General features: G+C 69.1%; 15 protein-coding genes and 1 pseudogene. 4 read left to right on the forward strand and 12 right to left on the reverse strand.

The window, feature by feature from the left end; genetic code table 11:
• Positions 1 to 114: 114 nt before the first annotated feature.
• Positions 115 to 1,368: a cytochrome P450 gene (locus OG300_RS15095; RefSeq protein WP_405496312.1), complete on the forward strand. Its 1,254-nt coding sequence runs from the start codon at positions 115 to 117 to the stop codon at positions 1,366 to 1,368.
• A gap of 309 nt (positions 1,369 to 1,677) precedes the next feature.
• Here OG300_RS15095 and OG300_RS15100 read toward each other — a convergent pair.
• From OG300_RS15100 to OG300_RS15110, 3 genes and pseudogenes are all read right to left on the reverse strand, one after another.
• A pseudogene (locus tag OG300_RS15100) lies at positions 1,678 to 2,598 on the reverse strand (glycosyltransferase 87 family protein); the annotation flags it as partial.
• 164 nt (positions 2,599 to 2,762) lie between these two features.
• Positions 2,763 to 3,491 carry an MBL fold metallo-hydrolase gene (locus tag OG300_RS15105; protein WP_405496314.1) on the reverse strand — a complete coding sequence of 243 codons (729 nt, stop codon included), beginning with the start codon at positions 3,489 to 3,491 and terminating at the stop codon, positions 2,763 to 2,765.
• Complete coding sequence (locus OG300_RS15110) at positions 3,488 to 4,453, reverse strand: fumarylacetoacetate hydrolase family protein (protein ID WP_405496316.1); 966 nt, start codon at positions 4,451 to 4,453, stop codon at positions 3,488 to 3,490. Before OG300_RS15110 ends, OG300_RS15105 begins: the two co-directional genes overlap by 4 nt.
• A gap of 201 nt (positions 4,454 to 4,654) precedes the next feature.
• Between OG300_RS15110 and OG300_RS15115 the strand changes: the two genes are divergently transcribed.
• Positions 4,655 to 5,707, forward strand: coding sequence for a TIGR03617 family F420-dependent LLM class oxidoreductase (locus OG300_RS15115; protein WP_405496318.1), 1,053 nt, complete (start codon positions 4,655 to 4,657; stop codon positions 5,705 to 5,707).
• Here the strand turns inward: OG300_RS15115 and OG300_RS15120 are convergent.
• Positions 5,675 to 8,227: a cytochrome P450 gene (locus tag OG300_RS15120; protein ID WP_405496320.1), complete on the reverse strand. Its 2,553-nt coding sequence runs from the start codon at positions 8,225 to 8,227 to the stop codon at positions 5,675 to 5,677. The two genes, OG300_RS15115 and OG300_RS15120, sit on opposite strands and share 33 nt — an antisense overlap.
• A 119-nt stretch (positions 8,228 to 8,346) precedes the next feature.
• Between OG300_RS15120 and OG300_RS15125 the strand changes: the two genes are divergently transcribed.
• Positions 8,347 to 9,624, forward strand: coding sequence for a glycosyltransferase (locus OG300_RS15125; protein ID WP_405496322.1), 1,278 nt, complete (start codon positions 8,347 to 8,349; stop codon positions 9,622 to 9,624).
• Complete coding sequence (locus tag OG300_RS15130) at positions 9,621 to 10,382, forward strand: ABC transporter permease (RefSeq protein WP_405496324.1); 762 nt, start codon at positions 9,621 to 9,623, stop codon at positions 10,380 to 10,382. The genes OG300_RS15125 and OG300_RS15130 overlap by 4 nt, the downstream gene beginning before the upstream one ends.
• 13 nt (positions 10,383 to 10,395) lie before the next feature.
• Here OG300_RS15130 and OG300_RS15135 read toward each other — a convergent pair whose 3' ends face one another.
• Genes OG300_RS15135 through OG300_RS15170 form a run of 8 tightly spaced genes read right to left on the reverse strand, consistent with a single transcriptional unit; the run spans position 10,396 to position 21,245 of the window.
• Complete coding sequence (locus OG300_RS15135) at positions 10,396 to 11,340, reverse strand: hypothetical protein (protein ID WP_405496326.1); 945 nt, start codon at positions 11,338 to 11,340, stop codon at positions 10,396 to 10,398.
• Positions 11,337 to 11,969, reverse strand: coding sequence for a nitroreductase family protein (locus OG300_RS15140; RefSeq protein WP_405496328.1), 633 nt, complete (start codon positions 11,967 to 11,969; stop codon positions 11,337 to 11,339). Before OG300_RS15140 ends, OG300_RS15135 begins: the two co-directional genes overlap by 4 nt.
• A complete protein-coding gene (locus OG300_RS15145; RefSeq protein WP_405496330.1) occupies positions 11,966 to 12,937 on the reverse strand; it encodes a ScbA/BarX family gamma-butyrolactone biosynthesis protein in 972 nt (323 codons plus the stop codon). The genes OG300_RS15140 and OG300_RS15145 overlap by 4 nt, the downstream gene beginning before the upstream one ends.
• Positions 12,934 to 13,833, reverse strand: a complete 900-nt coding sequence (locus OG300_RS15150) for a nucleoside-diphosphate kinase (RefSeq protein WP_405496332.1) — start codon at positions 13,831 to 13,833, stop codon at positions 12,934 to 12,936. The genes OG300_RS15145 and OG300_RS15150 overlap by 4 nt, the downstream gene beginning before the upstream one ends.
• Positions 13,830 to 14,918 carry an SDR family oxidoreductase gene (locus OG300_RS15155; protein ID WP_405496334.1) on the reverse strand — a complete coding sequence of 363 codons (1,089 nt, stop codon included), beginning with the start codon at positions 14,916 to 14,918 and terminating at the stop codon, positions 13,830 to 13,832. Before OG300_RS15155 ends, OG300_RS15150 begins: the two co-directional genes overlap by 4 nt.
• On the reverse strand, positions 14,915 to 15,172 hold the full coding sequence (locus OG300_RS15160) for an acyl carrier protein (protein WP_405496336.1): 258 nt from the start codon (positions 15,170 to 15,172) through the stop codon (positions 14,915 to 14,917). Before OG300_RS15160 ends, OG300_RS15155 begins: the two co-directional genes overlap by 4 nt.
• Positions 15,169 to 18,525 (reverse strand): AMP-binding protein, encoded by a 3,357-nt coding sequence (locus OG300_RS15165; RefSeq protein ID WP_405496338.1) that lies wholly within the window; start codon positions 18,523 to 18,525, stop codon positions 15,169 to 15,171. Before OG300_RS15165 ends, OG300_RS15160 begins: the two co-directional genes overlap by 4 nt.
• Positions 18,522 to 21,245, reverse strand: a complete 2,724-nt coding sequence (locus OG300_RS15170; RefSeq protein WP_405496340.1) for a phosphoenolpyruvate synthase — start codon at positions 21,243 to 21,245, stop codon at positions 18,522 to 18,524. The genes OG300_RS15165 and OG300_RS15170 overlap by 4 nt, the downstream gene beginning before the upstream one ends.
• Between the last annotated feature and the right edge of the window lie 64 nt (positions 21,246 to 21,309).

The raw sequence follows: 21,309 nt of genomic DNA on the forward strand, positions 1-21,309 counted from the left end.
CAGCCCCCGGTGAATTCCGCCTTACCGTCGCGCATTCCATTCCCAGGTCCGATCGACTGATCGGCATCCGTCCCGTCCCCCGCGCGCCCGCGGCCCGCCCGCTATCGTCGCGCCATGGCCGATATCGCAGCCCCCGACCGTATCGAGTCCATCGGCCCGGAGTTCTTCGCCGACCCGCACGCCTGCTACCGCCGCTGGCGCGAGGACGGCCCCGTGCGCCGAGTCCTGTTCCCCGACGGCGTGATCCGCTGGGTGGTCCTGGGACTGGCCGAGGCCCGCGCCGCCCTCGCCGATCCCACCCTGCACAAGGACGCGGTCCGCACCGACGAACTCGTCACCGCCAAACGCGATGCGCCCCCATCTGATCCGCGCGCCCTGGCGCTGCTGTCCAACATGCTCAACACCGACCCGCCCGAGCACACCCGCCTGCGCAAACTGGTCTCCAAGGCCTTCACCATGCGCCGAATGGCCGCCCTGCGCCCCCGCATCGAAGCCATCACCAGCGACCTGCTCGACGCGATGGCCGACCGCGAGGAAGTGGACCTGCTCCGCGATTTCGCTGTCCCACTGCCGATCACGGTGATCTGCGAACTGCTGGGCGTCCCGGTGTCGGATCGAGACGCCTTCCAGGAGTGGACCAAGGCCCTCGTCGGCGTCGTCGGCCTGGAGCACGAACGCGCCCGAGCCACCGCCGCCATGGCCGCCTTCCTCACCACCCTGGTAGCCACCAAACGCGGCCACCCCGGCGACGACCTCCTCTCCGCCCTCATCACCCCCGCCGACGACGGCGACACCCTCACCGCCCCCGAACTCGTCTCCATGTCCTTCCTCCTACTGGTGGCAGGCCATGAAACAACAGTCAACCTGATCGCCAACGGCACCCTCGCCCTCCTGACCAACCCACCCCGCCTCGCCGCCCTCCGCGCCGACCTGGCCGAAGTCCCCGCCGCCGTAGAAGAATTCCTCCGTTACGACGGCCCGGTCAACATGTCCACCCCCCGCTTCACCACAGTCCCCACCCTCATCGGCGAAACCCTCATCCCCCCAAACGAACTCCTCTACATAGCCCTCTCCGCCGCCAACCGAGACCCCAACCGCTACCCCACCCCCGACACCCTCGACCCCGACCGCGACACCGCAGGCCACCTCGCCTTCGGCCACGGCATCCACTTCTGCCTCGGCGCACCCCTCGCCCGCCTGGAAGCCGACATAGCCTTCACAGCTGTCCTGCAACGCTTCCCGGACCTACGCCTCGCGCCCGTCGCGGACCCGGCCGCGTGGCAGACCAGCACCCTGATCCGCGGCCTGCACACCCTCCCTGTCCTCGTGCACCCGCCGACCGATTCCGCTGTTTCGCAGCAGCGTTGACGTGACCACCGCGAAGTAGATCACCGGCGGTATCCCGCACACGATGGCCCGGACCCCGATCGGCATCTGATCCACGGCCGCGCTCATCGCGGGAATATAGCCCGGCTCCCCCGCCAGCCCGAGGCGCTCGATCTCGCCGTAGATCCATGCGGTGCACCACATCGATCCGAAGGCGAAGACTGCCGCAGTGGCAACTACCCAGGCCGCGCGATGCCGGCGCTCCTGAATCACGTTGTGCAGCAAAATGATCAGCAGCGGCGCGATCCACACCCAGTGATGACTCCACGCCAGCGGAGGAGTCACACAGGCCAGTAGTCCGACGATTACGATGCCCAGCAGATCCCGTCCGGCCCGCCGAGCCTTGACCGCCGCGCCGTACCCGAGCACCGCAGCCAGGATGACCAGCAGTATCCACACCGGGGCGGGAGGGGATTCGGGTGCCCACAGGTTCGCGAGCACGCCGTTGATCGACTGGTTCAACGGATGGGTGACCGGTCCGATCCGGTCGACATCATGCACCGCGTGCAGCCAATATTCACGACTGTCCGCCGGGACGGCGATCCAGGCGATCAGCACCGTCGCCGCTCCGAACACGGTGGCGGACAACGCCGCTCGCCACTGCTTCGTGAAGAGCAGGTAGGGCAGAAAGACCACTGCGGTGAGTTTGACCCCGGTCGCGAGCCCGACCGTCCATCCCCGCCACCTCGCCGACTTCGGCCGCGTCAGATCCCACACGATCACCGCCATCAGGATCAGATTGATCTGGTCCTGCCACAGCGTCCCTCGCACCGACTCCAAATCGACTGCAAGCAAAGACAATCCCAGACAGGTCACTGCCAGATTGCGATCGCCTCGATAGCCCAGCACACGGGAGCAACGCCACATGGTCACCCACAGCGCGGCGCAGGAGACGACGAACACCAGCGACTGCGCTGCGGCCAACGGCATCCAGGCCAGCGGCATGAAGACGATCGCGGCGAAGGGCGGATAGGTGAACCATCCGCCCGGCGGAACCGGCTCTAGGTACAGAGAAGCATTGTGCAGCACCTGCAATGCGCCACTGCGGTAGATCTCCAGATCGCTCTGGTTGGCCAGCAATCCGAACTGCGGCGCAGCGCGCAGCGGAATCAGGATCGCCTGCACTGTGAACGCGATGACCCCGGCCACCAGGGCGACTCCGGCCCATCGCCTCGGCACACCGGCCGCCGTACCGTTCGTTCCCCCACTCATCCATCCCCCTGCGTTTCCGAATGGAACTAACAGATGGATACAACATAGTGGTTGGCGGACAACATGTTCCGAATGGGGCGGTGATCAGAAGCAGGCTTCCGGGGGGAGCATCGGTGCCCGTCGGACATGCCGACGGGCGTTCCCGATCCTCCTCTTCAGTGCCGTCAGACGAGCTTGGGCACGGTGCCCGCGGGGACGGGGTAGGGAAGGCCGTGGCCCGGGATGATCAGTTTGGGGGCACTGTCGAGAAGGGTTGTGGCGGTGCTGCGGGTGCGGGGTTCGTCGTGGTTGAACACCGTGGGCAGGGTTTGCAGGCCGGTGCCCGGGAGCAAGGGGTGGGCGGTGACAACCGCGTCGCCGCTGAAGAGGATGCCTTCGGCGGGCATGAGATACGCGGTGTGGCCGGTGGTGTGGCCGTGGGCCGGGACGGCGCGGAAGCCGCCGGGGAGGGCGGCGAGGGTGGCGTCGTCGTAGGCGGTGGCGGTGGGGACGTTCATGCGGATGTGGCCTCGGATGACCCGTAGGGTCTGGCTGATCCAGAGGGGGCCGCCGGGGGTGCGGAGTTGGCCGACCATTTCGGCGGGGGTGATCTGCTCGATGAATTCTCGGCGGGCGTGGGCCGCTTCGTGTTCGCCGGTGTAGACGGGGACGCCGGTGCGTTCGACCAGGCCGGGGATGCCGCCCATATGGTCGAGGTGGGCGTGGGTCAGGAGGATGGCGGCCAGATCGTTGGTGTGGTGGCCGATCTGGTGGATGGAATCGAGGACCGCGGCGATGTCGCGGGGGTAGCCCGCGTCGACGAGGGTGACGCCGGAACCGTCGGTGACCAGCGACCAGTTCACGTTGGTTCCGGTCACCACGTAGACGGTGTCCGCGACCTGTTCGATTTTCATGCCGTTGCCTTGCTTTCGCCGATGTCGTGTTCGATCACGCCGATGCCGTCGATCTCCAGCCGTAACCGGTCGCCCGGCGCCAGCCAGCGTCCGATCTCCATGCCGCTGCCACCGGGCAGGGTCCCGGTGGCGAAAAGTTCACCCGGATAAAGTTGTTCGGAGGTGGAGGCGTGGGCGATCGCCTCGGCGATCGAGAACTTCATGCCCCGAGTCCCGGTGCGCGACACCGTCTCTCCGTTGATCCGCACACTCGCGGTCAGCTCGTCCAAACGCTCGACCAGCCCGGCGGCCTCGACCGCCGTCTCCGACATGGAGCTGGCGAAGTGCTTGGACTTCTGCGGCCCGAACCCCGACCGCATCTCCGCGAGCTGCACATCCCGCGCCGAGAAGTCGTTGATCACCACCACCGCCGCGATCGCCGCCGCGGCCTCCGCCGCCGACGCGTCCCGCAGCGGAGCCCCCAGCACCACCCCGAGCTCCAGCTCGAAATCCAGTGCGCCACTGTAGGAAGGACTCTCGACCACCGTGCCGCTGGGCACGATGGTCAACGCGTTCGACAGATAGTAGATCGGCTGCTGATACCACAGCTTGTTCGGCCGGAACGCCGGAAACGTCTGCCGCGTAACCGCTTCGAACGCCCGAGCCACCGGATACCCGGCAGGGATGAACCGCCGCACCATCCCCCGCGCCGCGTCCACCGCATGCTTCTCGTACAACATGAAGTCCCGGAACGACACCGGACTCACCGGCAACACCGCCGCCCCGTCACCCAACCCCAGTCCCTCGAACCGGGCAACCTCGAATTCGTCGCTGAACTGCGCCGGAATCCCGAACCCACCACCCCTTCGAGCCTCCCCCCGCGCCAGTTCCCACCCCGATCCGCCGTCGATATGCAGATCGATCCGCCCGTCGGCCCGGTTCAGCGTCCGCCGCACCCGCCGCCCCACACGTACATCGCTCATAAGCCAGCCTGTTCGAATTCCAGGAATGAACCGAGTCCCCGAGCACCCTACCGACAGATCCCGCACCGAGGTTGCCCAAGATCGAATTCAAGATCTCAACGAGCCGACCAGTTCCTCCGGCTGGTGGCGACCAGGTACTCGATCACGGGTCTGGGGTGGGCAGGAGTCGATGGGTCGCAACGGATCCGTAGGGTGCGCGGTGTGGAATTGGTGACGTCGCTTCCGGCGGATACGCGGTTGTCGCAGGTGGCGGCGCGGGTTCGGCGGATCGAGGAGCTCGGGTTCGATACGGTGCACGTCTCGGAGACGGTGCACGATCCGTTCGCGGTGTGCGCGCTCGCGCTGGAGCACAGCAGTCGGTTGACGGTGCGGACCAGCATGGTGGTGGCGTTCGCGCGGAGTCCGATGGTGACCGCGTGTGCGGCGTGGGATCTGGCCGAGCTGTCTGGCGGGCGATTCCAACTGGGAGTGGCCTCACAGGTCCGGGGGAATATCGTCGGTCGGTATTCGATGCCCTGGAGTGATCCGGTGGCGCAACTCTCGGACTACGTGGATTCGCTGCGCGCCATCTTCGCGGCGTTCCAGGACGGGACCGGGCTGAACCATCACAGCAGCCACTATGAATTCACCAGGCTGCAGCCGTATTTCAATCCCGGCCCGCTGGCGGTGCCCGCGCCCGCCATTTGGACCGGTGGGGTCAATCGGCGCATGTGCGAGCTCGCGGGGGCGACCGCGGACGGATTCGTGGTTCACCCGACCGCCTCGCATCCGGTCACACTCCGGGGACACCTTCTTCCCACCCTGAACGACGGTGCGGCCCAGCGTGGTCGAAGCGATGGCGGACCCCGGGTTGTGGTCGTCCCGAAGGTGGTTACCGGGCACGACGAGGCCGCCGTCGCGAGCCAGCGCGAAAAGGTCCGTTCGGAACTGGCCTTCCTCTATTCGACCCCGGCCTATCGCGGTCTCCTGGACGCGCTCGGATATGCCGACGCCGCATCGGACTTCACGGCGTACGCGCAGGCGAAGCGATGGGACGAACTGCCGCGACTGCTCACCGACGACCTGCTCGATCGGCTGGTGCCGCAGGCGACCTACGCCGATCTACCCGCCGTGCTCGAACGCTGGTTCTGCGGGCTGTGCCACGGCATCTCCCTCGCGGCACCGGAAAACCCTGACCACGACGCCGAATTCCGCGCGATGCTGACCCGGGTCCGCGCTATCTCACCGGCGTTGCAGGGTGGCGGGCAGGGCTGACGGCGACAGCACGAAGTCGCGATTGGAGGCGCGGACGCGGTAGCCGGGGGTGGGCGTGACGCGCCAGCGAGAGAGCAGAGCCGCTGAGGCCAGCGCTATTTCGAGCAGGGCGTAGTGGTCGCCGAGGCAGCGGCGGCGGCCGACGCCGAAGGAGATGCTGGCCTTCTTGGCGGTGTCGGCCACCTGGTCGGGGGCCCAGCGGTCCGGGTCGAAGGATTCGGGGTGCGCGAACCAGCGCGGATCGTGCTGAACCATGTAGGGGCTGAACATGATCGCCGAACCGGCCGGAATGGTCACCTCGCCGATGGGAAGATCGGCGGCGGCATTGGCGGCGCTGATCCACGGACCCCAGAACCGAATCGTTTCGGACACAACCTGTTTCAGGTACGGGAGCGCGGGAAGATGCGAGGGCCGCACCTCGCCGGTGCCGACGACCGCGTCCAGTTCGGCGTACAACCGTTCCGCGATCGCGGGACGCAGGCTGACCTCGTGCCACAGCCAACCCGTCAGCGACGCCATGGATCCGACGCCACCGGCGAGCATGAGGATCGCCTCGTCGATGATGTGGTCGTCGGACAGCGTCGCGCCGGTCTCACTGTCGGTGTGCCGGATGAGCGCGGACACCACATCGTTGAAATCCTCGTCGCGCCTGCGGTATTCGGTGACCACCGCACCGACCGCGGCCCGCAGGTGCCGGGACTTGCGGCGCCACCGGTACTCCGCGATCACCCGCAGCCGGCGCACTCGCGGCGGCAGGGCGGTGCGCACGATCACCTGACTGAGCAGCCACGGCACGCTGTCGCGGATCTCGCGCCGCGCGGTGGCGCCGAAGTCGGCGGTGAACAACGTCGCCGAGACGGTGTCGAGCACCAGCCCGTGCGCCTCGTCCATCAGGTTCACCCGCCGCCCGGCGGGCAGGGCGGCCGCCCAGGCGTTCGCGATATCGGCCGCGGATTCGGCGTATTCGGCCAGGCGGGACTGCCGCAGGGCCGGTGAGATCATCCGCCGGCGCAGCCGATGTTCGGTGCCGCGCAGCACGTTCACCGCACCGCCCGCGATATCGGCGATGGCCTCGCGCAGGTCCTCCCGCTCGAATTCGGCGTCCCCCAGGTTCACTTCGCGCAGCAGGTCGGGTGTGGTGAGGACGTAGCCGGTCTGGCTGCCGAAGTGCACGCGCACGATCGGGCCGAGCTCGGGCAGCGACTTCACGAACCCGGGCGCGTCCTGCAGCGCCCGAACGCTGTGCCCGAGCCCGGGGATCCGCCCCGGCGCGGTGGGGATCTCGGCGAGGGTGCGCGGCATCGCCTGCGGCGCAACCGCACTCAGCGTCACCCGCGCCTGCCGGTAGACCTCGACCATGGCCGCGATCTGCCGCGACTGCCGCACCGAGTCCACCTGCCCGGCCAGCTCCTCACGCAATCCGGCCAGCAGCGCGGGATCGGCGGCGAGCTTGCCGAGCGTGTCGGCCAGTGCGTCGACGGACGGATCAGCGGTGCGGATTCCGGCGGGCACGGATTCGGTCAGCGCCGGATCGCAGTACACCACCGGCAGTCCCATGGCTGTCGCCTCCAGCAGCACCATGCCCTGGGTGTCGAAACCGTGGGACGGGAACAGCAGCGCGTCCGCGGCGGCCATCGCGTCCAGGCACTGCGCCTGGCTGACCCGCCCGTGCAGCCGCACCCGGTCACCGAGCCGCAATTCGACGATGCGCCCGGCCGCCGGACCCCGTAGCTCGCCGTCACCGTAGATATCCAGAACGGTGTTGTCCGTGCGCCGAATCGCCTCGATCGATTCCAGCAGTCGCTTCTCCGCCGACAACCGCCCGCACCAGACCAGCCGCAGCGGACCGTCATCCACCCGCGGCACGGCGACCCGGGCATCGAGCAGGGCGTCGTCCACCCCGTTGGAGATCACCCGCAGCGGCCGGGTGACACCGTGCGCGAGCAGCAGTTCCGCGAAGTGGCGGGTGGGTGCGATCACCCGGTCGGCGGCCTGCGCCTGCCCGGTGATCGTCCACCAGGCGTGCCGGGCGGCCGTGGATTCCCCGGCCAGGTGCGGCATGTGATGGCGATGGGACACGAAGCGCCCGTGCAGCAGCCGCAGCGCCAGCGCGACCGGATACGGCGCGGGCACGGTGTGCTCGATGAAGGCGTCGTCGCGGCTCTGCGCGGTGTGCACCAGCGGAATCCGATGCCGCCGTGCGGCTTTCATTCCGGCGATGGCGACGCCGTAGGTGGTGTGGGTGTGCACGATGTCGAACGGCCCGCGCGCGGCGAAGGCGGCGTCGATGAGCGCGGCATTACCCCGGGTGGGCCCGACCACCTCGAAGCCGTTCACTGCGGGCAGGGAAAGCCCGTGCAGCACAACGATGTCCGGATCCGGAGCGGCCGCCGGGTCGGGCACGGTGAACAGCGTGACCCGATGCCCCGCGTGTTCGAGTCCGCGACGCAGGGCGGTGACGGCGGTCTGTACGCCGCCGAGCGAGGCCGGGTGATAGTCCACGAACATCGCGATGTGCATTCGCCGCACTGTACCCAGCCCGAACCCCTTCTGAAACGCCCACATTTCCATGGTCTGGACAAGCGCACAGGGCAGCAACCAGTGTCGATTGGTCCCACCACTGCGTCGAAAGAGACTGCGTGCGTATCGCGATTCCGCTGACGGGAACCCGGGGTGACGTGCATCCGGTGGTCGGGCTCGGCGTCGAACTGCGGCGGCGCGGCCACGACGTCCTGCTCGGCGCGCCCCCGAACCTGGTCGAGTTCGTGGCCGCCGCGGGTCTGCCCGTCCTGCCCTGCGGCCCGGACGTACAGCAGCTCTACTCCTCCGCGGAGGGCCAGCGCGCCCTCGCCGCGGGCAATACCCTGCGGTTGATGCGGCTGGTCGGCGAGCAGATGGCCGAGTACGCGGACCGGATGAACAGCGAAGTCGTCGACGTCTGCGCCAAGGCCGAACTCATCGTCGCCAGCACCGTCACCGAGGACCGCGCGGTCTCGGTCGCCGAGGCCATGGGTGTGCCGCTGGTGAGCATGCACTATTTCCCGTGCCGCTCCAATCGCGCTTATCCGTTTCCGGGAGTCCTGGCCCCGCACCGCAATCCGCCCGCCGCGGTGAATCTGGCGACCTGGACGGTCGCCGAGAACCTGCGCCGGGTGGTGTTCATGCGTTATCTCAACGACCTGCGGGCCTCGCTGGGTCTGCCGAAGACCTGGTCCAGCCCGGCGGCCATGCTGGCGCGCGCCGAGGTGCCGGAATTGCAGATCTACGATCCCGCACTGGTTCCCGGACTGCCGGAGCTCTGGGACGAGCGCCGACCGTTCACCGGGTTCCTCACCCTGAACCAGGAAACCCGTGCCGCCGTCGGCGAATTGGCGGGCGACCATCACGACATCCTCGAATGGGTGTGCGCCGATACGCCGCCGGTGTTCTTCGGGTTCGGCAGCATGCCGATCAAGGACGCGGGCGCGGTGCTGTCCATGGTCGACGAGGTCTCCGCCAAACTCGGGGTGCGGGCGCTGGTGAGCGCGGGCTGGAGCGATCTGGATGTGGCGCGGGCACAGCCCGGCGAGCACGTGAAGATCGTCGGCCCCTTCGCCTATGACACGATCTTCCCGTATTGCGCGGCCGCCGTGCACCACGGTGGCGTCGGCACCCTTTTCGAGAGTCTGCGCGCCGGACTGCCGACCCTGGTGTGCTCGGTGTCCTTCGAGCAGCCGCTGTGGGGCGGTCAGGTGGAACGCCTCGGCGTGGGCGCGCACCTGCGCTTCACCGAGCTCACCGCCGCCAAGCTGGAGCAGCGGCTGGCACCGCTGCTCAACGATGTGACCCGCGCGCGGGTGCAGAGATTCGCACGCACCCTGCGCACCGAGGGGACCGTCGAGCGGGCCGCCGATCTCATCGAGGCCGCCGCCCGGTGACCCCGCCGCCCTTTCTCGCCGACACCCTGGTCATGTTCCGGCGGTGCGCGCGCCGCACCCTGCGCAGCACCGACACCCTGGTCATCTCCCTGACCATGCCGATCCTGATGATGCTGCTGTTCACCTACGTCTTCGGCGGCGCGATCGACGTCGGCGGCTCCTACCTCGACTACGTGGTGCCGGGAATCATGCTGCTGTGCACGGGTTTCGGCGCGTCGATCACCGCGACCAGCGTGTGCACGGATATGACGAAGGGCAGCGTCGACCGCTTCCGCACCCTGCCCATGTACCGGCAGGCCCTGGCCGCGGGGCATCTCACCGAGGGCGTGGTGCGCACCATGGCGGCGATCGTGATCGCGGTGGCGGTGGCCGTGGCGCTGGGCTACCGGCCCGGTTCGGGACCGCTGGGCTGGCTGGCGGCGGCCGGGCTGATCGGCCTGTTCGTCACGGCGATCACCTGGATCGCGGTGGCCCTGGGCATGGCGGCCAGCAATCCGGAGGCGGCGGGCGGACTCACCTACGCCATCACGTTCATCCCTTATGTCAGTAGCGCTTTCGTGCCGACCCACACCATGCCGAGCTGGTTGCGCGGCATCGCCGACCGCCAGCCCGCCACCCCCGTGGTGGATTCGGTGCGCGGGCTGCTCGACGGCACCGGCGCGGACCGGGGTCTGGCGGCGGTGCTGTGGTGCACCGCGCTGGCCGCGATCGGATTCGCCTGCGCGAGTGTGTCTTTCCGGCGGCTGGCCTACCGCTGATCCGGACGCCCGGTCAGCGGGTGGCCACCACCGCCTGCGCGATGAGCGTCAGGTACAGCGTGAGAATGAACGCGACGGCGGGCAGCACCGGATATTCGGGATCCTCCGACCGCTCGAACCGCACCGAGCCGATGGCGGGAATCACGCACAGTACCAAGGGAATCCACCCGATCACGGCGGCCGCGCCGGACATGTCCCACGGTCGCGCCACGACGATCTCGGTGACGACGGCGGCTACCGCCAGCAGCACCGAGGCCGCCGTGCTTCCGCGCGCGCCCAGGGCATTCGAGTAGTACATCTCCCCCGGCCGGGCGACCCGCCAGGTCTTGCGAGCGAATTCGAATTGCAGGAACGCGCCCGCGAACACGATCGCCACCACCGCGACCCGCCAGCTCGCCGCCGCCTCCCCGGTGTCGACGGCCGAGAGCACCACGTAGGCGGTGACCAGCAGCTGTACCGGGTAGGTGACCACGAGGTTGAGCAGGATATCGGTGCGCACCGTCTCCGAAAGCTGTTCGAGCCCCCAGAGAATCAGCCCGTAGGCCAGCACGGCGGCGATCGCGACCGCCGAGCGCACCGACAGCGCGAGACTGCCGCCGATGGCGACGACCGCGATGACGGTCATCGCCCCGCGCAGGTCGGCGGCGCTCACCGCGCCGGTGACCAGCGGCCGATCGGGATTGTGCACCCGGTCGTATTCGAGGTCCTTCTGTTCGTCGACCATGCGCAGGTACAGCAGCACCAGGGCGACGATCGCGATGCGGGCGACGGTCGCCCCGGTCGGGTGCCAGCCTGATCCGGGGCGGGTCAGCAGCGCGGCCGTGCCCTCGAGGGCGAGCGTCCACAGGATGCCGTAGAGCAGGTAGTGCGGCTTGTACATGACGCGGGTGAACCGCATGATCCGCCCGACCGCGCCGAACCCGGCTGTGCTGGAGGGTCTTTCAGCCAGCTCGGTCACCCCCGCACTCCTTCGGCTCCGACCCAGCCGTCCCACCCGGTGACTTCCGCGGCCGGTGTGCGTCTCGGCGGTGCCGCTGCCCGGCCGGGCAGCAGGTGCGCGACCGGCAGCAGCGCCACCTGACTCACCTCGTCGAAGGGGATGCCGAGCAGCTCCGCGACTTCCCGCTCGTAGGCCAGGTGCGCGGTGGTCATGGTCGAACCCAGACCCTTTGCCCGCAAAGCCAATTGCAGATTCCACACCGCCGGATAGATGGAGCCGTAGAAGCTGGCCTGGCGGAGTGGCGGGGCATCGGCGGGCAGCCGCCCCAGCGAGCACACCAGGATCAGCGCGGGCACCTCGCCCAGATGATCGGCGAGGTACTGTCCCGAGCCGAGGTCAGCGAGCTGGTCCGGGCGTGGTGTCCGCCCGGACAGATTGGCCGCGAACCCCTTCCGGTAGTACTCGCCGATCGCCGCCTTGAGCCCGCCGTCGCGCACCACGACGAAGCGCCACGGCTGCCGGTTGGATCCGCTCGGCGCGTGCACGGCGATATCGAGGCAGGCCGCCAGCTCCGCATCGGAGACCGGACGGGTGAGATCCAGGCCCTTGCGTACCGCGCGGGTGCCGGTCAGCAACTCCACATTCACCGATCGGTCTCCGATTCCGCGGCACCGTCGGCGAATTCGAGGTCGATGCGGGCCGCGACGGCACCCAGCTGCCGGATCTCGCAGTGCACGACGGTGGCATCGACGCCGGATTCGGTGCGCTCGGCCACGCATTCGGCGGGCAGATCCAATTCCACGAAATGCTCGAAAGTGCTTGTCACGCTGACCAGCCGGCAGGTGCGACCGCCGAGAGTGGTCAGCGCGGTCTGCCGGCACGCCTCGATGAGCAGGTTGCCGGGCACGTGGTCGAGCTGATGGTCGAACAGGATCGGATGCGTGGTGTCGGTGACCACGGCGGCGCGGGTGCCGGTCGCGGTGGCTTCCGGCGGCCCGATCACCACATTGCGCGGGTTCTCCCGGCCCACCAGACCCGCCGCGGCCCGCTCCCCGATCGGCAGTGCGGTCTCGAAGGCCCGCAGCCCGAGGCGTTTGCGGAATCCGGCCCGCAGCGCACCCCACTGCTGCGGCGCGACCCAGGAGAACGAGCCGTCGACGGTCCCCATTTCGATTCCCCCGCAACTGATTTCCAGCACCAGGTCCAGACCTTGGAGCGTCTCGTCGCGGTGATGCTTGCGCAGCGCCCGCACCCGCAACTCCAGGTCGGCGGGGGCGACACCGATCTCCCAGCTCGGTGCGTCGACCCCGGTGCCGTTGAAGGTGCGCACCAGGAACGCGCAGTCGGTGGGCACCCCATAGAACTCGTGGGTGACCGCGATCGAGGCCTGCCGGGCGGCCTCCATGACCGCCACCAGATCGTGGTGGCGGGCGAGCTCGCCCGCGTGATCGCCGTAGTGCCCGTGCATGCGCGGCAATTGCGCACCCACCACGAAGCTGTCGGCGCTCGCCTCGTCCAGGGAGGTGACGAAGACTTCCGACACGGCCTGCCGGTGGGCGAGGGCGCGCGGAATGGTGCGGATGTGGGACGCTGTCGCGATTTCTGCCTGTGTCACGGTCTGGCCTCCAGCCAATCGGTCGCGCCCACGGGTCGCAGGGTTTGCGATCCGGTCCCGGTGCGCATGGGAAGGACGTGGGAACCGAGCACGATTGTCGACCACGGATCAAGATCGCGGCCCGCTGACCACGCCGTATTCAGCAAGGTCGCCTGTTCGGCATCGGATTCCGGTGCGGTGCGGCCGAGCGCGTCGCACACCCCCGCCAGGGCCTCGGCCCGGTCGAAACTGCGCGCCGGGGTGACCGCGTACAGTTCCTCGGCCAGCGCCGCGGCGACGCCGGAACGGTCGGTTCCGTCGGCCGCGCGGGCGAACAGCTCCGCCCGCTCGTGCTCGTCGAAGTAGATGGCGAGTTCGCGCAGCACGTCGGCCGGGTCGTCGGGCGAATGCACCAGATTGAGCAGATAGTTGTGGCGGCCCAGCAGGTGCCGCAGTTCCCCGGGCTGCCGTTTGCGCGGATCGGTCGCGCCCTTGGACGCGGTCAGCCGCACGGAGGTCGGCAGCTCACCGACGGGGCCGTGCACCACCAGCACCAGCACGTCGGAGATCCCGACCAGCAGATCCGCCAGCCTGCGACGCTCCGGCGAGGCGATGTTCCAGGCGAAATACCACAGGGCGCGCGCCACGTGCCGGTCGACGACCACGCGGCGGGCCTCTACTACCCGGAAGTCGTTGTCCGACAGCCACCGCAGGGTCGGTTCGACGGCACGCGCGACGATGGCGTCCGGTTTGAGCAGCAGCAGTGCGTGTTCGGCCGCGAAGCGCTCGGTGTCGATGCCGAGACGCCGGGTCTGATCGACGGTCTCGAGCAGATAGGTGTCGGTGAGATAGGCGTCGACCTTCTCCTTGGACGGCGTGAGCTGCTCGAGCAGGGTGCGCAGCGGGTCGCCGTTCATCGCGTCACCTCACCGAAGCTGGTGCGCGCCAACATGTCCTCGATCGACAGCAGCGGTGCGCCGAGGTACCCGGTCTCCAGGCAGTGGTCCAGCAGCAGCCGCAGGTAGTCCTTGCCGGTGCGGGGCGGCAGACCATCGAGCAGCCGGTCGGCGTCGGTGGTGTCGAAGCTCAGCCGACGCTGGAAGTAGCTGGTGTAGAGCACGCCGATGCGCTGGTAGTACTCGCGCTCGATGGGATCGAGATCCTCGGCGCGGAAGGAGGATTCGGGCACGAAGGTCGCGACGTCGAACGACGGGTATTCGGCCAGCACATCGGAGACCTCGCGCAGCGAGAGCGTGTCACGGCCGACGGCGTGCAGCGTCTGCCCCGCCACCGCGTCGAAATCCTGTACGGCGGCGGCGATCACGTCGGCGACATGATCGACGGGGGCGAGGGCGAGGGTGGCGTCGTAGCGGCCGGGCAGGGTGCGCAGTTTCCCCTCGACCATGAGTTTCACGACCGTGTAGAGGTTCTTGTACTCGCGGATGGCACCGTCACTCAGGCCGCCGGTGACGATCCCGGGCCGCACGATGGTCCAGCGCAGTCCGCGCTCCCCCGCCGCGTGCACCAGCTGTTCGGCCCGTAACTTGCTCTGCTCGTAGCCGTTTCCGAATCCCTGACCGGTGTCGAGTTCGTCCTCGCGGATGACCCCGCCGCGCAGCCCGCACACATACGCGGTGCTCACGTGCACCAGCGGCACATCCCAGTCGAGGGCCAGTTGCACGGCGTGCGTCGCACCACCGACATTGAGCTCCTCGTAGCTTTCCGGGGTGGCGTCGAAGGCGGTGGTGGCCGCGCAGTGCACGATCAGCCCGACCTCGGTGCCGAGCCGCGCCGCGATGTCGTCCGGCAGGCCGAACCCGGGCCTGCGGATATCCCCGGACACCCGCAGCGCCGGTTCGACGACGCTGCCGTTGTTGCATCGGATATCCGAATTGCTGTGCAGCACAGCGGCCACCCGGCGACCGGCGACCGTGAGGCGCGCCGCCACCTCGGCCCCGACCAGGCCGCTGGCTCCGGTCAGCAGCACGGTGTCGCCGCTCATGCCCGCACCTCCAGGCTCGTGACCACCAGATCCACGACCTGGCCGACGCGCAGCACGCCCATCAGCTGCTCGGGCCGGTAGCGCGGCAGTTCGAAGCTGCGTTCGAGGACGACGGTGAGCTCCATCAGCCGCAGCGAGTCGTAGCCGAGGTCCTCGATCAGGCGGCGTTCGTCGGCGGGGTCGGCCGCCGAGTTCGGAGCCATGGCGGCGACGATCTGCCGGACACGTTCGGCGACAGGGTTTTCGGTGGTCATGACCGCTCGCTTTCACGCAGGTGCGGCTGCTGGCCGCCGCTGGCCAGCAGATCGCGGGCCTCGTCCAGGGGAAGGTCGGTGTCGAGGTATCCGGCCAGGCGCAACCAGTCGTAGCCGAGGGCGAGCGTGCGCTGCCACTGCTCCCGGGAGTCGAAGGAGGCCGGGAAGTCGGCGGGATCGGCGGCGACGCCACGCACGGTGGTGACGAAATCGTCGAGGACGGCCAGTCCGGCGAGGGCGTCACTGCCGGGTGCCGAGAAGCGCACGCGCCCAGCGGATTCCAGTGCGGCGACGAGTTCGGCACGACCGCGAGTGTTGGACGGCAGCAGGCGGTCGACCGTGCCGACCGGGTCCACGTCGGCGGGCAGCGGATGAACGCCGAAGGCGCTCAACAGCACTCGCACGCTCATGGCGATCAGCCGGTGCGCGGCGATATCGGCCACCTCCACCTGAGCGTCCTTGACCGCGCCGACGAGATCCTCGCGGGCGTTCTCCAGCACCACGTTCGACCACACCAGGTTGAGACCGCTGCCGGTGAAGCGCTGCGCGGACAGCGGTGACAGCGTCGCGATCGCACTGTCACGGGCCGCCCCGGCCAGTCCGAGCGCCGGGGAGGCGACGGCGGCGGCCGGCGTGTACTGCTCGACCGGCTTGCACATGGCCAGCGCGGGCGTGAGGACCTCACCGCCGCGCCACTGCAGGCCGACGAATCCCAGTCGCACGAATTCAGCCAGCTCCGCACCGATCTCGTGCGGAGCGCGCGCGAGCACATCACGCACCGACTGCCGGAACACCACCGACCGCCACGCCTGCGCGGACCGGTCGGAGAGCACGAAGACCTCGCTGTCGGCGCGCAGCACGTGCACTCGCCCGGCGATCGACCAGGTGGTGACGGCCGGGCGGCGGGTGAAGATCAGCGCGTGCGCGTCGTCGGCGACACCGTCCACGCCGAGCTCCGCGGCCAACGCCAGCAGCGACTCCCACCAGTTCTGGTCCGAGTCCTCCCGCAGCAGTTCGCGATAGCGGTCGATGAATGGGTCCGCCCCGAGGCGGTCCAGCTGCCGGGGCAGCCATTTCGTCTCCAGGTAGGTCTCGCCTCGCCGGGCGGCCCATGCCTTCATCGACTGGGTCAGGCCGTCGAGAGCCCACCCGGCGGCTTCGGCGTGAACCCCGAAGGCGCGCAAGGCGATCGAGTGTCGCAGGGCGTGGCGGGCACGCTCGGTCCACCATCCCGCGACGACATCGGCGAACGCGCTGTGCCCGATCAGCGCCCGCAGCCCGTCCAGGTCCACGCTGCCTGCCCGCACCACGGTCGCCCGCAGGAACCGCTGACAGCGATTGAGGACATCCTCATCGGGTGTGCCGGTGACCCGTTCGAGCTGCCGCCGCAGCTGGTCGAGCGAGCGGGTGCGCACCTCCACCCGGCGGCCGTCGAGGAACAGCACGGTCGGCAACGTGGGCAGTTCCTCGGAACCGTCCGTCACCACCAGGAAGTCGATATCCGAACCCGCATTGCCGAATCCCTCGGCCAGGGAACCCTCGAACAGGACAGCGGCTTCATCCGGAATCGACACCGATCGCGACGCGGCCTCGAGCAGCCCGCGCAGCCGTTCGAGCGGCAGACCCGGTTGCGGCACATCCGGTTCGACCGCGGGCCCGGCGCTCGCATCGGAGTCGTGCAGCACCGCGCCGGGCAGTTCGTCGTCCTTGAACAGCTGCCACATGTGACGGCGGCGCGGCTTACCGCTGGAGGTCCGGCGGATCAGTCCGCGCGGACCGGTCACGATGTGCGCGGTCTGCGCGGGTCCGAGCTGCCCGCGAATGATGGCGCGCGCCTCGGTGATCCAGTCGCCGGGCGCGGTCTCGGCGAACAGGGCGACACCCTGCACCCCGGCCTCCACGATGCCGACGGCCGCGAGTTTGCCCTTGGTGAGCCCGGTTTCCTGCGCCACCCGCGATTCGATGTCCTCCATGAACACCGAGCGGCCCCGCACCTTGAGGCTGGTGCCCATCCGGCCCAGTACGAAAACCTCACCGCGGTACAGGAATCCGGCGTCGCCGGTGTACAGGCGGCCGTCCTGGAAGTGCGTCGTCGAACCGGTGTCGGGACTTCCGGAGTAGCCGAGCGCCACCGAATCACCGGTCACGACCATCTCGCCCAGCACACCGTCGGGCAGTGCACGGCCCTCGTCGTCGACCACCGTGACGGTGGATTCCGGCGTCGAGAACCCGAGTCCGGTGATCCAGCCCGCGCCGGACACCCGGTGGGTGTCGTCGAGGACGGCTTCCTCCAGCACCGGAATCGGTTCGCCGAAACGGAGTTTCGGGTTGTCCAGGCGCAGCGCGGTGATCGGGCGACGGGTCGGCGACGAGGTCACCATCAGGGTGGCCTCGGCCAGGCCGTAGGCCAGGGTGAGCGCGCCGGTCGAGAAGCCGCGCGGCCCGGTCAGTTCGGTGAAGGCCTGTAGGTCGGCGACCTCGACCGGTTCCGATCCGATGGCGAGGGTGCGCCAGCCCGACAGGTCCAGCTCCGCGATCTCCTCGGGCCGGACCCGGTGCGCCACATAGCCGAGCGCGAAGGAGGGCGACGCCGCGTGCTGGGCGTGGGTCATGGCGCGCAGCCAGCGGATCGGGTCGCGCACGAACTGGTCCGGGCGCATCAGGTAAAGGTCGGATTGGGCGGTGACACCGGTCAGGAACGCGCCCACCAGCCCCATATCGTGGTAGAGCGGCAGCCACGACACCATGGCGTCGCCGGTCCGCCAGTCGATCAGCCGGGTGATCATGTCGATGTTGTTGGCCAGGTTGGGCCAGCTCACCCGCACGCCCCGGGGCGCACCCGAGGAGCCCGAAGTGAATTGCAGCAGTGCGACTTCCGCTGCCGCGCCCAGTTCCCGCACCTCGGGCGCGGAGGGCAGGGCGGTGCCGATCACCAGCGGTTCGTCCTCGCGTCCGGCGACGGCGGCGGCCTCGCGCACGAACTGCTCGAACTCCGGGGAGGTCACCACCACCCGGGGTGCGGCCTGCTCCAGGATGCCCGCGATGTGGGCGACGATCGCGGCCAGGTCACCGAACATGGGCGGGGCCACCGGCGTGAACACGCCGCCGCAGGCCCATACCGCGTAGAACGCTGCCACACACGGGAATCCGGTCGGCATGATGACGCAGGCCCCGTCGCCGGAGCCCAGTCCGTGCGCGCGCAGCAGTCCGGTGATGGACCAGACCTGTTCGGCCAGTTCACGATAGCTGCGGTACTCCCACCCGTCGGCCTCGTCGGCCAGGTACAGCCCGGTGTCCGCGCTCGGCTCGACGAGCCAGTTCCGCACGGTCGTTTCGTCTTCGCGGTCGCTCACAGCTCTCCTTCGGGCAGCACGGTCACGGTTCCACCGGCGCCGTCGACTCGGATGCGCATCCCGGTGCGCAACTGGCGGGTGACGTCGGGAATCTGCACCACGGTGGGCACGCCCAGCTCGCGGGCCACGATCGCCACATGGGTGAGCGGACTGCCCCGCTCGATGATCAGCGCCGACGCCGACGGCAGGGCCGCCACCCAGCCGGGATCGGTGCGGTAGGCGACGAGGATGCCGCCCGCGACATCCCGGGGTTCGTCGACCACCACCGCGATGCCGTCGACCACACCGGCGGCGGACGGCATGCCCACCAGCACGGTGCCCACGGTGGCGGCGGCGGTCGCGGTGATCGGCACCCAGCCCTGCGCGGTCAGCTCCGCATTGCCCAGGCGCGGGCCCACGGTGCGGAATCGGGCCGGGGCGACCAGCGTGGAATCCCTGGCCCGCAACGCCTTTCGGGCCGCGACGACCGAACGCAGTGCCCCGGTGTCCGCGCCCTCGTAGCAGCCGCGCAGTTCGTGCACGGTCAGCTGGAAGACATCGTCGAACTCCGCGAGCACGCCGCGTGCCACCAGGTCGCGGCCCATGACGCGGATCATCCGCTTCACCATGCCGAAGGCCCGGGTGCGGCAGAAGCGCAGGCGTTCACGATGGGCGGCGCAGCGAGCGGTCTTGGCGCGCAACCGTTCATAGACGCGGCGGCGCACGCCGTGCAGGCGCGCGTCGAGGTAGTCCTCGGCCTCCGCGCCGCGCCCGGCGGCGACCGTGTCACCGACCCGGCTCGCCGCACTGCGCAGCATGACGAACAGGCTCGACGGATCCTCCCGCAGATCCGGGGTCTCCAGTTTCAGTTCGTCGAGGCTGCGGTAGCCGTAGCGGTTCACATAGTCCTCGACGGCCGCGATGAACCCGTGGTGGCCGCCCGTTCGCAGTGCGTCCGGAACAGCTTCCGGCGCAGTCGAATTGATGAGCTCGGTAAGCGTCTCATCGGCGCGGACCAGCAGCGCCAGTTCCGTCATCGCGCGGGCCGGTTCGGCGGATTCGATATCCGCGCCGGGACCCAGCACCGCGTAGAGGAACCATTCCGGAGCCTTGGGCAGCAGCAGTTTGGTGAGCCCGAACATCAGTCCGGTGAGGGTGAGCAGGATGGCGTCGAGCACCATCAGCGGTCCCCAGCGCTCCACCAGATCGCGGTCGACGGTGCGGTAGGAGCGGTAGGCCTGCTCGCCGGTCAGCGTGGTGTAGTCCAGCGAGTCGTATTCGTCGTAGACGCGGTAGAACTCGGTGGTGAACCGCTCCATCATGGTGTCGATGCCGAACAGCCGTCGCACATAGGTCGCGGTGGTGACCGCGCGCGAGCGCAGCCGGGCAAACGTGGAGTCGAATTCGAAGGGGCGCAGCGTCTTCGCGATCTCGTCCGGCAGCGGTTCGGCCACGCCGAGCGCGGCCTCGAGGACCTTGCGATTGAGCGGATAGCCCGGCGCGATGCCGACCATGCGATACCAGTGCAGCAGGTTGTAGTACACGCGACCGTGGAAACTGCCCAGCAGCACCGGTGTCCACGCGTCGGTCTGCTCCAACTGAGCGGGCGGCACCCGCAGTGAGGCCGCGTAGCCCCGATACACCCGGCCGTAGATGTCGGCCGCGGTGGTGTAGGTCAGCGGTGAGGTGACGCCGCTGAAACTCTCGATGATGTTGGAGTTGTCCCAGATTCGCGCCTCGTCGGGACCGACCTGCTCGCCCGCGCCGCGCAATTCCGCTGATCGATCCGCGGCGGTCGCGGCGACGGCGGTGATCGGGCGGGCCTGCAACAGCCAGATGCCCGCGTCGTCGATGGCCCACTCGATGTCCTGCGGCGCACCGCGTTCGACCTCGATCTTGCGCGCGAGCTCGGTCAGCTCGGCGATCTCGGCGGCGGCCAGCACCTCGGCACCACGCTGCGTCGCCTGCACCTCGACGGCCGCCACACCCTGGCCGTCCTCGGGTTCGTAGCGAATATCCTTGTCCCCCACCACGATGTCCAGCACCGCGCCGGTGTCCTTGTCCACGATCACCGAGTCGGCGTCCACCACACCGGAGACCAAGCCCTCCCCCAGCCCGTAGACGGCGCTGATCACCAGCTCGTCCCGGGCCCCGGTCATCGGATTGAGCGTGAACACCACACCGCTGGCGCGGGCGGCCACCAGCCGCTGCAACACCACGGCGGGCACGAGGGACCGAGACAGATTGCGCGCGAACGCATATCGCACCGCGCGCTCGGAGAAGGCCGACGCCCAGCAGTCCCGGATTCGTTCGATCGCCGCGTCCAGGCCGCGCACATTGAGGTGACTGTCGAACTGCCCGGCGAAGGAATGCTCGGCACCGTCCTCGGCGAGCATGGACGAGCGCACCGCGATCGTGCTCTCTCCCAGGGCTTCCCACGCCTCGACGAGCAATTTCCGCACGTCCGGCGCGATCTCGGCCACCGCGAGCGCGGCCCGCAGTTCCGCGGCCCGCTCCACCGCCGCCGCCACCTCGTCGATCGCGGCGAATTCGCGCAGTGCGGGCCCCAATCCCGCTGCGGCGGCGAACTCTTCGAACACGTCGCTGCCCAGTGCCACCCACCGTGGCACCGGAACCCCCAGTTCCCCCAGCGCATACAACCCCTGCGCCTTACCACCACCACTCGCGGCCAGGTCCCCCGATTCCGACCATGGGCCGAGTACCCGCACAAGTTCTCCCATCACCCCTGATGGTCACCTCGCTCAGGCGCTCACCGAGCAAGATCAGAGGGTCCCCTTCTGAATA

Source organism: Nocardia sp. NBC_00511 (assembly GCF_045161165.1).
GTDB lineage: Bacteria > Actinomycetota > Actinomycetes > Mycobacteriales > Mycobacteriaceae > Nocardia.

Bases quoted from the DNA above. Each gene is read 5' to 3' on its own strand.
- OG300_RS15105 (WP_405496314.1), bottom strand. From the start codon at position 3,491: ATGAAAATCGAACAGGTCGCGGACACCGTCTACGTGGTGACCGGAACC.
- OG300_RS15155 (WP_405496334.1), bottom strand. From the start codon at position 14,918: ATGAGCGGCGACACCGTGCTGCTGACCGGAGCCAGCGGCCTGGTCGGG.
- OG300_RS15095 (WP_405496312.1), top strand. From the start codon at position 115: ATGGCCGATATCGCAGCCCCCGACCGTATCGAGTCCATCGGCCCGGAG.
- OG300_RS15110 (WP_405496316.1), bottom strand. From the start codon at position 4,453: ATGAGCGATGTACGTGTGGGGCGGCGGGTGCGGCGGACGCTGAACCGG.
- OG300_RS15120 (WP_405496320.1), bottom strand. From the start codon at position 8,227: ATGCACATCGCGATGTTCGTGGACTATCACCCGGCCTCGCTCGGCGGC.
- OG300_RS15170 (WP_405496340.1), bottom strand. From the start codon at position 21,245: ATGGGAGAACTTGTGCGGGTACTCGGCCCATGGTCGGAATCGGGGGAC.
- OG300_RS15150 (WP_405496332.1), bottom strand. From the start codon at position 13,833: ATGAACGGCGACCCGCTGCGCACCCTGCTCGAGCAGCTCACGCCGTCC.
- OG300_RS15160 (WP_405496336.1), bottom strand. From the start codon at position 15,172: ATGACCACCGAAAACCCTGTCGCCGAACGTGTCCGGCAGATCGTCGCC.